This is a genomic window from Sandaracinobacter neustonicus (genome assembly GCF_006385875.1).
Classification (GTDB): Bacteria; Pseudomonadota; Alphaproteobacteria; order Sphingomonadales; family Sphingomonadaceae; genus Sandaracinobacteroides; species Sandaracinobacteroides neustonicus.
The window spans coordinates 26,647-37,434 of record NZ_VFSU01000014.1; the positions used below are offsets into that span (position 1 = coordinate 26,647).

At 61.7% G+C, this 10,788-nt stretch carries 13 protein-coding genes and 2 pseudogenes; 11 read left to right on the top strand and 4 right to left on the bottom strand.

Annotation, left to right across the window (positions count from 1 at the left end):
- The 4 genes from FJQ54_RS04575 to FJQ54_RS04590 all read left to right on the top strand — a co-directional run bounded on the left by FJQ54_RS04575 (window position 1) and on the right by FJQ54_RS04590 (window position 4,741).
- Window positions 1-1,416: a bifunctional enoyl-CoA hydratase/phosphate acetyltransferase gene (locus FJQ54_RS04575; RefSeq protein WP_064332314.1), complete on the top strand. Its 1,416-nt coding sequence runs from the start codon at window positions 1-3 to the stop codon at window positions 1,414-1,416.
- Window positions 1,413-2,606, top strand: coding sequence for an acetate/propionate family kinase (locus tag FJQ54_RS04580; RefSeq protein ID WP_064332313.1), 1,194 nt, complete (start codon window positions 1,413-1,415; stop codon window positions 2,604-2,606). The genes FJQ54_RS04575 and FJQ54_RS04580 overlap by 4 nt, the downstream gene beginning before the upstream one ends.
- Entirely contained in the window at window positions 2,603-3,388 is a 786-nt protein-coding gene (fabI, locus tag FJQ54_RS04585) for an enoyl-ACP reductase FabI (protein WP_064332312.1), read from the top strand. Before FJQ54_RS04580 ends, fabI begins: the two co-directional genes overlap by 4 nt.
- 81 nt (window positions 3,389-3,469) lie before the next feature.
- Window positions 3,470-4,741: a phospholipase A gene (locus FJQ54_RS04590; RefSeq protein WP_235890311.1), complete on the top strand. Its 1,272-nt coding sequence runs from the start codon at window positions 3,470-3,472 to the stop codon at window positions 4,739-4,741.
- 92 nt (window positions 4,742-4,833) lie between these two features.
- Here the strand turns inward: FJQ54_RS04590 and FJQ54_RS17735 are convergent, their stop codons facing one another.
- From FJQ54_RS17735 to FJQ54_RS17740, 3 genes and pseudogenes are all read right to left on the bottom strand, one after another.
- Window positions 4,834-4,986: a hypothetical protein gene (locus tag FJQ54_RS17735; protein ID WP_235890312.1), complete on the bottom strand. Its 153-nt coding sequence runs from the start codon at window positions 4,984-4,986 to the stop codon at window positions 4,834-4,836.
- Between the two features lie 71 nt (window positions 4,987-5,057).
- Window positions 5,058-5,255 (bottom strand): annotated as a pseudogene (locus FJQ54_RS17995) (hypothetical protein); the annotation flags it as partial.
- Window positions 5,213-5,749, bottom strand: a complete 537-nt coding sequence (locus tag FJQ54_RS17740) for a TolC family protein (RefSeq protein WP_235890313.1) — start codon at window positions 5,747-5,749, stop codon at window positions 5,213-5,215. The pseudogene FJQ54_RS17995 and the gene FJQ54_RS17740, both read right to left, overlap by 43 nt.
- Window positions 5,750-6,102: 353 nt before the next feature.
- Between FJQ54_RS17740 and FJQ54_RS04600 the strand changes: the two genes are divergently transcribed.
- The 6 genes from FJQ54_RS04600 to FJQ54_RS04615 are packed head-to-tail and all read left to right on the top strand — an operon-like array spanning window position 6,103 to window position 9,721.
- Window positions 6,103-6,666 (top strand): recombinase family protein, encoded by a 564-nt coding sequence (locus FJQ54_RS04600; protein WP_140927246.1) that lies wholly within the window; start codon window positions 6,103-6,105, stop codon window positions 6,664-6,666.
- A complete protein-coding gene (locus tag FJQ54_RS04605) occupies window positions 6,663-8,453 on the top strand; it encodes an HsdM family class I SAM-dependent methyltransferase (protein ID WP_140927247.1) in 1,791 nt (596 codons plus the stop codon). Before FJQ54_RS04600 ends, FJQ54_RS04605 begins: the two co-directional genes overlap by 4 nt.
- Complete coding sequence (locus FJQ54_RS17605) at window positions 8,450-8,638, top strand: hypothetical protein (protein WP_207790361.1); 189 nt, start codon at window positions 8,450-8,452, stop codon at window positions 8,636-8,638. The genes FJQ54_RS04605 and FJQ54_RS17605 overlap by 4 nt, the downstream gene beginning before the upstream one ends.
- Window positions 8,635-9,372, top strand: a complete 738-nt coding sequence (locus tag FJQ54_RS04610; protein ID WP_268920558.1) for a BsuBI/PstI family type II restriction endonuclease — start codon at window positions 8,635-8,637, stop codon at window positions 9,370-9,372. Before FJQ54_RS17605 ends, FJQ54_RS04610 begins: the two co-directional genes overlap by 4 nt.
- The gene (locus FJQ54_RS17910; RefSeq protein ID WP_268920559.1) at window positions 9,369-9,512 is read left to right on the top strand and encodes a BsuBI/PstI family type II restriction endonuclease; all 144 of its coding nucleotides are present in this window, start codon (window positions 9,369-9,371) and stop codon (window positions 9,510-9,512) included. Before FJQ54_RS04610 ends, FJQ54_RS17910 begins: the two co-directional genes overlap by 4 nt.
- Window positions 9,513-9,517: 5 nt before the next feature.
- Entirely contained in the window at window positions 9,518-9,721 is a 204-nt protein-coding gene (locus FJQ54_RS04615) for a DUF3489 domain-containing protein (protein ID WP_140927248.1), read from the top strand.
- Here FJQ54_RS04615 and FJQ54_RS04620 read toward each other — a convergent pair.
- Window positions 9,718-10,038 (bottom strand): hypothetical protein, encoded by a 321-nt coding sequence (locus tag FJQ54_RS04620; RefSeq protein WP_140927249.1) that lies wholly within the window; start codon window positions 10,036-10,038, stop codon window positions 9,718-9,720. The genes FJQ54_RS04615 and FJQ54_RS04620 overlap by 4 nt on opposite strands.
- A gap of 551 nt (window positions 10,039-10,589) precedes the next feature.
- On the opposite strand from FJQ54_RS04620, the pseudogene FJQ54_RS04625 reads away from it, so the two are divergent.
- Window positions 10,590-10,788, top strand: a pseudogene (locus FJQ54_RS04625) (IS110 family transposase); the annotation flags it as partial.

Here is a 10,788-nt window from a genome sequence, read left to right on the forward strand (position 1 = left end):
ATGGCCGACACCAGCATGATCGAGAACCACACCTTCGACGAAATCGAGGTGGGTGATACCGCGAGCGTGGTCCGCACGCTGTCGCGCAAGGATATCCAGTTGTTTGCGCTGGTTTCCGGCGACGTGAACCCTGCGCATCTGGATGCGGAATATGCGCAGGGCGACAGTTTCCGCCGTGTGATCGCGCACGGCATGTGGGGTGGGGGGCTGATTTCTGCCGTGCTGGGCACCGAATTGCCGGGGCCCGGAACCATCTATCTTGCCCAGTCGCTCCGTTTCGAGCGGCCCGTCGGCATCGGCGATGTGATCACAGCCACCGTCACCGTCAGGGAGAAGCTCGCCGGGAAGCACAAACTGATCCTCGATTGCCTGTGCACCAATCAGCAGGGCGAAACGGTCATCTCGGGCGTGGCCGAGGTGAAGGCGCCCAGTGAGAAGGTCTGCCGCCCGCGCCTGGCGCTGCCCGATATCCGCTTGTCCGAGCATGACGGTTACTCAAGGCTCATGGATGCCGCAAAGGGCGGTGCGGCCAGAACGGCTGTCGCCCATCCCTGTTCCGCGGCCGCGCTGGCCGCCTGCGTCGAGGCGGCCGAGGCCGGCCTGATCGAACCGATACTGGTGGGGCCGGAAGCGCGCATCCGGCAGGCCGCCGAAGAGGCCGGCAAGGACATCTCGCCGTTCCGCATTCTGGCGACTGTACACAGCCATGAATCCGCTGCCCGGGCCGTCGAGCTGGTGCGCTCCGGCGAAGCGGCGCTGCTGATGAAGGGGTCGCTCCACACCGACGAGCTGATGAGCGCCGTCATCTCGCGTGCCGGCGGGCTTCGCACCGAGCGCCGGATCAGCCACGCCTATGTGATGGATGTGCCGGGGCATCCGGATCCGCTGATCATCACCGATGCCGCCATCAACATCACCCCCACGCTGGAAGAGAAGGCGGACATTATCCGCAACGCCATCGACCTTGCGCATGTGCTGGGGAACCCGCAGCCGAAGGTGGCGATCCTGTCGGCCGTGGAAACGGTGAATCCCGCGATGCCGACGACACTGGAAGCCGCAGCGCTCTGCAAGATGGCCGATCGCGGCCAGATTACCGGAGCGCTGCTGGACGGCCCGCTCGCCTTCGACAATGCCATCAGCGAAATGGCGGCCAAGGAGAAAGGCATCGTTTCCCCGGTGGCGGGCAAGGCGGAGATTCTCGTCGTTCCCGATCTGGAGGCCGGCAACATGCTGGCCAAGCAGCTTACCTTCCTGGGCGGCGCGGATGCGGCCGGCGTGGTGCTGGGCGCCAGGGTGCCCATCATCCTGACCAGCCGCGCCGACAGTCTGCGAACCCGCCTCGCGTCCTGCGCGGTTGCGGTGCTGCTGGCCCGCGCGAATACCAAGGCCGCCCCCGGGCTGGCAGTCCCGCAATGACCAGGGCCGTCGTCAGCCTGAATTCCGGATCGTCGAGCATTAAGTTCGGGCTCTATGAGCTCGATCCGAACGGTGCGCCTGTCCTGGCGGTTCGCGGCAAGATCGAGCGTATCGGCATTTCGCCCCGGCTTTCCATCCGCGATTCCGCCGGTGGTCAGCTGCTGGAACAGGAATGGCCGGGTGAAGCCGGCCTGACCCATGCCGATCTGCTGGTTTCGCTGTTCGACTGGGCTTCTACCCGCCTGACCGGCATCGAAGTGACCGCCATCGGCCATCGCGTTGTCCATGGGGGCACCGATTTCGTCAGCCCCTGCCTGATCGACGGCGACATCCTTGTCCGGCTGGACAGGCTTTGCCCTTTGGCGCCGCTGCACCAGCCGCACAACCTGTCGGCGATTCATGCCATCGCCCGCATTGCACCGGCGCTGCCGCAGGTGGCCTGCTTCGACACCGCCTTTCACAACGGGCGGCCGGCTCTGGCAAAACGCTTCGCAATCCCCCGCGCCCTGCATGATCAGGGAATCCAGCGCTACGGCTTCCACGGGCTGTCGTATGAATATATCGCCCGCCGCCTTGCCGAAGTGGATGCGGAAATGGCCGCAGGCCGGGTGATCGCGGCGCATCTTGGCAATGGCGCCTCCCTGTGCGCCATGTCGGCCGGCAAGAGCATGGATACCACCATGGGCTTCACGGCGCTCGACGGGCTGATGATGGGGACACGTTGCGGGACCATCGATCCCGGCGTGATCCTGCACCTGCAGGCCGAAATGGGAATGGCCGCCAAGGATGTAGAAAACCTGCTCTACAGCCGATCGGGGCTGCTCGGGGTATCGGGCCTCTCCAGCGACATGCGCGAACTGTCGCTCAGCGACCGGCCCGAAGCGGCCGAGGCGATCGATCTCTTCACATGGCGGGCGGCCCGGGAAGCCGGGGCATTGGCGTCGTCGCTCGAAGGCCTGGACGGGCTCGTCTTCACCGCAGGAATTGGCGAACATCATGCCGATGTCCGCGCCCGCATCTGCCGGCGTCTGCAATGGCTGGGGATTCGCATCGACGATGCCGCCAACACCGCCAACGCGCCCCTCATCAGCCTGGCGGACAGCCCGATCAAGGTCCGCATCATACCCACCGACGAGGAGCGCATGATTGCCCTTCACACCCTCTCTATTCTGAACGGACCTCAGGCATGATCATTTCGGCATCACCACTTGTCGATCTTCGCGGGAAGCGAGGGCTTGTCGTGGGCATTGCCAACGAAAGCAGCATTGCCGCCGGCTGCGCCAAGGCGTTCCGCCAGTGCGGCGCCCGCATCGCCGCAACGTATCTCAACGAAAAATCGAAGGACTGGGTGCTTCCGGTGGCGGATCGGCTTGATGTCGAATGGACGGCGCCCTGCGATGTGCGGGAGCCCGGTCAACTCGAAGCCCTTTTCGAAGAGGTGCGCACCCAATGGGGCGGGCTGGACTTCCTGCTTCATTCCATCGCCTTTGCGCCGAAGGAGGATTTGCACGGCCGGGTCGTGGATTGCTCTGCTGAAGGGTTCGCTGTGGCGATGGATGTTTCGTGCCACAGTTTCATCCGCATGGCGAAGCTGGCTGAGCCGCTGATGACGGATGGCGGCACGCTGCTGTGCGTGACCTTTTACGGATCTGAGCGGGTGGTGGAGCATTACAATCTGATGGGGCCGGTCAAGGCGGCGCTCGAAAGCGCGACCCGCTATATCGCTGCCGAACTGGGGCCCAAGGGCATTCGGGCCCACGCCATTTCGCCTGGCCCGATAGCCACTCGCGCGGCCAGTGGCATCAGCCGCTTCGACGAGTTGCTCGAGCGTGCCGCCGCGCAGGCGCCGCAAGGTGAAACCGTGGATGTGGAGGATGTGGGCGCTCTGGCGGCGTTCCTGGTCAGCAATGCGGCGAAGCGGATCACCGGCACCGTCATCCCCGTCGACGGCGGGCAGCATGTGCATGGATAGGCGCCCAGGCGAGCAACCGGGAAGGCCCCGGCGGCCCTTCACTCAAGCTGACCTGGTTCCGGGGCCGAGCGAGGGACGGTCGTGAGCGGTAGCATCGCGCTGTCCGTCCTGATGGCATCCGCACTCGCTTCCCAGCCGTCCGCTCCCCAGGCGGCTGCCGAAAGCTCCCTGGAGTTCATCATCAGCGAGGCCGCGCAGGACACAGGCGGTGGATCGGTCAACGTGTCCATCCGGGTGTTGAACAGCGGGGCCCAGCCGAAGGCCATATCCCTGCCCGCACGGATACAGGCCGAGCTTCAAAGCGGAAGCCATAAGCGTCAGGTCTGGCTCGTCAGGCGTGCACAGGATGAGGCGACGTTGACGCTGCCTGCAACGGGCTTTGCCCAGGCGCACTATCTGTTGCCGGAAGCGGGAGAGCCGTTGCCCGCGGGCAGCCTGCTGTCGATATCCGCCTGGTCAAGGCAACAGGTGGTGATTGCCCAAGATTTACTGGCCCGGAATGAGGTTGCCACGCTTTCCCCGCTTCCCACTGCGGAGGGATTTGCCGCCGATGCGCCGTTCTCCGACACCGCTCAAGCGGCCGGGTCGCCGGAACCCGTCCGGGGTGTCTCTACGGCGCATTCAGAGGGAAGCCCGTTTCTGGGCAACCTGTCCACATATGAGCCGATGTACATGGTCTATGGGCCGTCCAGTGCCGCAGAGGCCAAAATACAGATCAGCCTGAAATATCGCCTGTTTGGCTCCAGGCAGAGCAACGGGCTGTCGTCATCCTGGCGTGACGGGATGCATTTCGCCTTTACGCAGAAGATGTTCTGGGATCTGGGAGCGGATTCGTCGCCTTTCCGGAACATAGATTATATGCCGGAGCTGTTTTACCTTTCCCAGTCCGCCCAATTCGCAAACGGCATGAGCGTTGCGGGGCAGGCCGGCGTGAAGCATGAATCAAATGGCCGCGATGGCTCCGCCTCGCGCAGTATCAACATGCTTTACTTGGCCCCCATGGCCGCCATTCCACTGGACGACGGCTATCGGTTGATCTTTGCGCCCCGCCTTTCGTTCCTGATCGGGGACAAAAGCGACAACCCGGATATCCTGAAATACCGGGGCAACACCGCTGTATTCGTTGAACTCGGCAAGGACGAGGGCTTGAAGCTGGCTTCCACCGCGCGATTCAACTTCGGTTCCGGCAAGGGGTCCTTGTCCACCGATATTTCCTATCCGCTCACCAGGCTATTGGGAGGCGGCCCCGATTTCTACCTCTACGTCCAGAGCTTTATCGGCTATGGTGAAAATCTGCTGGAATATAATCACCATACCGCTCGTTTGCGGGCCGGGCTGGCGATCGTCCGATAAGCGTCGCACGCGAACCCGCGTCGGCCAGTGATTAAGCGACTGCGCGACACAGGCTCGAGAAATGCCACTGTCAGGCGGAACCGGCTCCGATGTTATCGGGCTGGCGCTTCGAGTGGCGCGTTGGAGGTGGGGGCGTCGATGCCGCCGCCCAACGCCGCATAAAGCGACACGCCGTTCTGCAGCGCCGCAGCGCGCAGCAGCAGGGTCTGCTCCGCCGAGAAAAGCGTACGCTCGGCATACAGCACTTCCAGATAGGTGAAACGCCATTTTCATAGCGCAACTCCGACACTTCGGCGAGCCGTCGCTGCACTGCTACCGTCTGCTCCTGCGCCTTGATCTGCTCTTGCAGTCGCTGTCGACCGACGAGGCCGTTGGTTACTTCGCGAAAGGCACCCTGCACAGCCAGCTCGTAACTGGCGACAAGCTCGTCGCAGCGTGCCTTGGTGAAGCGCAAATTGGCTTGCCGCTGCCTCAGTCGAAGATTGGCAGCAGCCCGGCCACCCCGAACGACCATGTTCGTGCGCCAGTGTCGAACAGGCTCGACAATTCGGGCGTTGCCGCGCCAGCCGCGCCGGTAAGGACGATATTGGGGAAGAAGGCGGCCCGTGCTGCGCCGATATCGGCATTGGCTGCGCGCAATTGATGTTCCGCCTGCAGGATGTCCGGCCGCCGCGCCAACAGCGCGGAGGGAAGGCCCGGATCGATCAGCCCATATTGCCTGGCATCGGAAATCGATCTGCCAGCGGGTAGCGACCCCGACACCGGGCCGCCGATCAGCACGTCCTGCAGATTTACCTGCTTATCGGTGGTCGGTCGGATGAGAAGGCCAAAAGCTTCGCCGGTTCGCTTGCCTCCGCCAACCCGGCCGAGGGACATGCCATCGACATTCACGGCGACTTGCCCACGGCCCTCCGCCGCATCGTGCCGGATATCGTCATCCACACCACTGGCCCCTTCTAGACGCAGGATCACCGCGTGGCGCGCGCCTGCATTGCGCTGGGTTGCCACTATGTCAACCTAGCCGACGCTCGCGCGTTCGTGGCCGGAATCGATGCTCTGGATGCGGATGCGCGGTCTGGCAACGTTCTGGTGGTGAGCGGTGCAAGTTCGGTCCCTTGCCTGACGTCAGCTGTCTGCGCGTTTGAGAACTCAATGTCTTCATCGTCCTTCGCTCCTCCCAGTCAAGGCGGATTACGGTGAAAACTCCCACTCAGAGCAGTCCAGTTTTCCGGGATCGCCTCATGGAGCCTGTTTAATTTGGCCCGCGAATCGTCCCGAAAAGGACCGTTTAAGGGACACTTTCGCGAACATAGCAAAAACAAATGCTTGCGCGTCCCGAAACTCTGTCCCAAAATGGCGGTATGAAATGGGGCTATGCACGGGTATCTACAGAGGATCAGAATCTCGATCTGCAGCGCCGCGCGTTGAACGCTGCCGGCTGTGATCGTCTGTTTGAAGATCAGATGTCGGGCGCCTCTACCAAGCGGCCAGGACTCGATGATGTGTTGGCACGATGCGGTGATGGTGATGTGCTGGTGGTGTGGAAGCTTGATCGCCTCGGCAGATCGCTTCCCCACCTGATCGAAGTTATTCAAGAGCTGGGCGACAAGGGCTGTGGCTTTCAGTCACTCTCCGAAAACATCGACACGACGACGGCAGGTGGACGGCTTGTTTTTCATCTAATGGGCGCGCTGGCCGAATTCGAGCGCGCTCTGATCGGCGAGCGCACAAAGGCAGGCCTCGCAGCCGCACGTATGCGCGGCGTCCGCATCGGCCGCAAGCGCGCCATGTCTGCTGAACAAATACGCCATGCTCGGGCTTTGCTCGAAGCTGGCGAACGACCGACCGACATTGCCCGCACGATGCAAGTTGGCCGATCCACCCTTTACCGCGCACTGGATGCCAACAAGAGCAAAGCTGCATGAAAGCATCTGCCCGCCTGAAAAAACCGATGGCGCCACCTGCGCACATCGATCTCGAAGGCCGACGCATCGAGTTGGCGCGTGCGCGTGTCGTCGCGCGGGCCTGGTCTGAAACTGTCCCTGAAAGCCGGCGAACAAGCCAGGCCGCTCTTTTTTCGCGCGCTGCGATCGAAGCCTTCGCTGCGGTGATCGTTCCAGATCTCGCGTTAAGCGCCCCCTTCGTCACCCCGCGCGGCAAGCTTGATGCGACGGCGCGCCAGCTGGCGGTCTCGATCGGCCGCGAAGCTGCGGCCCTGCCAATGCTTGAAGGTTGCCACTTCCTGACGAGCCTCTACACGACGCTCCTGCCAGGCAAGGAACGCAGCGCCCTTGGCGCATTCTACACGCCGCCGGCATTGGTGCAGCGCCTGCTCGATCTTGCGAGTGAAGGGGGCGTGGATTGGTCAACGGCACGCGTGCTTGATCCTGCCAGCGGTGGCGGCGCCTTCCTTCTTGAAGCCGCCGCGCGCATGCGGCGCGCGCTCGATGGCAGCGAACCCGCCTTTATCCTCGCCCAACTCGGAAACAGGCTATCGGGTTTTGAGCTGGATCCTCACGCCGCTTCGCTTTCGCAGGCCGCCCTTGAGATCATCCTGTCCGACCTGCGTATAGGCAGTGGCCGCGACATGCCAGTGTTCGTGAAGGTCTGCGACACGCTCGAAGAAACGCCTGCCGAGCTTTACGATCTTGTGATTGGCAACCCTCCCTATGGTCGCGTGACCCTGACGGCTGCCCAGCGCGCGCGCTTTGCCCGCAGCCTCTATGGTCACGCCAACCTCTATGGCGTGTTCACGGACATAGCTCTCCGGTGGGCACGTCCGGGCGGCGTTATTGCCTACCTCACGCCGACTAGCATGCTCGGCGGACAATATTATGCGGCCCTCCGCAAGCTCCTTGCGGATAAAGCACCACCCGTCGCGATCGACTTTGTGCATGCGCGGCGTGGTGTATTTGAGGACGTGCTGCAGGAAACCCTGCTCGCCCTCTACTGTAAGGGAGGCACCCGCCGGCGGTTCCAGGTTCACTATCTCCATGTCGATAACGAGCGCGAAGCGCGGTTGACCAAAAACGGCAAGGTCGGCCTGCCAACTGACGCATCCGCACCGTGGCTGGCTCCGCGCGAACCGGCCCATGTCGGCCTGATCAAAGCCGCCGAAGGCATGGCGACGCGCTTAGCTGATTGGGGCTATGGGGTTTCGACCGGGCCGTTGGTGTGGAACAGGTTCAAGCCGCAGATGCGCGCGCGCGCGGGTCGCGGCCTGCATCCGCTGATCTGGGCGGAAGCCGTGACCGCTGACGGCCGCTTTATCTTCCGCGCCAACAAGCGCAATCACGCGCCATATTTCAAGCCGGAACTTGGCGATGGCTGGCTGGTGGTGGATCGCAGTTGCGTTCTCGTGCAGCGTACGACGGCCAAAGAACAGGACCGCCGCCTGATCGCAGCGGAGTTGTCGCAGGCGTTCATCGATGCACACGGCGGGGTCGTGGTTGAAAACCATCTGAACATGGTGCGGACGATCGGCGCGGCGAAGGTCTCGCCTGCCGCCGTTGCGGCCGTTCTCAACAGCGATATCGTTGACCAGGTTTTTCGCTGCATCAGCGGAAGCGTTGCGGTTTCGGCTTTCGAGCTGGAATCGATCCCCTTGCCGCCCGCCTCGGCGATGGCCACTATCGAGAAGTTGGTCGCCAAGGGCGCGTCGCGCGGCACTGTCGAAAAGAGCCTGCGCGCGCTTTATGGGGTGAAGGCATGACCCTGCCAGCCCTTCCAACTTGGAACGACATACACGCTCGACTGCCTGTTATCTTCCCTGATGGATCGGCGAACCGCGAGCGTTTGGTTTGGGAGATTTCGGCCAAGACCATCTTCGTCATGCTCTACACGGGAGCGGTCGAAGGTGCGGCCTTTGGCTGCGGCCCGATCAGGTCACGCGCATGACGGACAATCAGGCCGCGATGACCGACGATGAAGCCCGCGATGCCTGGGCGAAACTGTCTGTCAAACCGGGCAAGGCCGACGTGCCCGGCCGCTGGTATGCTGGCAACACGCGCGAATCCATTCGCGATGACACAATCCGCTATGCGCTGATCCAGAACGGCGCGGTGATCGAGCGCGCAGGCCTTGCCACCACGTCGCCCGCTGGCCGTTACGCTCTGCAGGCAGAGTTTGCCGACCTGCTTGCACCTGACCTCGACGAAGCGACATTCCACGCCAAAGCAACAGCGTGGCGGGAAAAGCATCTGAATAAGGGCGCACTCGCCCGCCTTGCTATCGTCCGCAAGGGCGCGGCCGGCGGCGGCGAATACGAGCTTGTGACATTTCCCAATGGGGAAACGCGCCGCATGATTCCGGGGGCAAGCACGGATATTTCAAAAGCCGTAATCGAAGTGTTCGCGCCAAAGTTTCTGCAAAAGCCGGGCGTGATCTCGTTGAGCGAAAGCGGCAACAAGGTTGTCGCGCGCGATGATGCTCTGGCCAAGGCGATTGGCCTGGCCATTCCCGCCGACAAGAGCCTGCCCGATATCGTGCTTGTTGATCTTGGCCCCGTGCACCCCTTGCTTATCTTCGTAGAGGTCGTTCACACGGATGGCCCGGTCAACGATGCCCGTAAAACGGCACTCCTGCAGATATCCGAAGGCGCGGGCTTCCCTTCCGAGATGTTGCTTTCGTGACGGCCTATCTCGACCGTGGCGGCCAGCCTTTCCGCAGAACGGTCAGTGGTTTGGCCTGGGGCAGCTATGCGTGGTTCGCTTCCGAGCCGGACAATCTCATCGTTTTTAGCGGAAAGCCGCTGAAAATCGAAGGCGGCTGACGCCCTTGGCGCGCGCTGGAACCAAGCAGGCACAGTTGGTCAACATGCTCGCGCGTGATCGTGGTGCGACAATCAGGGAAATTGTCGAATTGACGGGCTGGAAGGCCAATACTGTGCATTCGGCCCTTTCGACCCTCCGCACTAGCGGCCGTAGTATCGCGGTGGAAGATGTTGACGGCGAACGGCGCTACAGACTGGAAGCGAATTAGCGGGTGATGTTTTTACGTTCCTGCATGACAGTGTAATGGTCTTTGACGGCTTGGTAGGCGGCGGGGCTTTCGTGGTATTTTAGGAGGCCGTTAACGGCGAGCACGAGATACTCTATCCGGTCGTTCGCGACGCGGACGGTTTCTTCGATGGATGCCAGTGGATCGCATTCGGGATTTTGGTATTTGTCACGCACAATCTCGTCCTGGATTAATTGCCGGATGAGCTCTGCGGTACTGATGCGGCGGGTTTTGGCGATCTTGGTAAATTCAGCATACGCATGCGCGGGGAGCCATGTCTGTACCAGTTTACGTTCCATCCAGCAGTCCTTTCGAAGGGCTGGCGGGATCGTTCGACCTCAAGAAAGCAGCATTAACATTGTGCATAAACTTCCGATTTGCAAGTTGCATACAAATATAATACAATGACGAAAAATAAACAATAATATCAATTACTTGAACAAATTATACAAATTTATGCACGACTCGGGCAGTATGCAAATTTCTATATCTATTTGATATTGGACGGAAAACTCGACGCATTCGGTGCGTAAGGTGTGACACATTTCATCCCATATCGTGGGAGGATTTGGGACGGAGATCGGAACTGGCTTCCGCTCCCCGGCACGGCGCCAACCCGTCGGACTCCGGCGATGTTTCGCCCGCCTTCCAGTACCACACGCTACCAAATCACCCATCCAGCCCAATGATCGATAGGCTGCATTGTCATGGATGGCCCAAGCCCGCCGGAAACGTTCCTGCTTTCGAAGCGGAGGGGTGCGGCGGCTTCTTTGGACACCGCGTAATTGATTTAGCCACCCTCCTGGATGGTACGAAGTCGCGTTGACGCTTCAATGCAGGAGGGTGACCGATGTCGATCTTTGCTGGTTTGGATGTGAGCGACAAGAGCACGCATATCTGTGTGGTCGATGCCGAGGGTGGTGTGCTCCGGCGAGATGTGGTGGCGAGCGATCCCGAAGCGTTGGCCAGCTGGCTAAACCGTCATTGTCCCGACTTGGTGCGGGTGGTTCTGGAGACCGGCCCTCTGTCGACGTTTCTGTATCATGGTC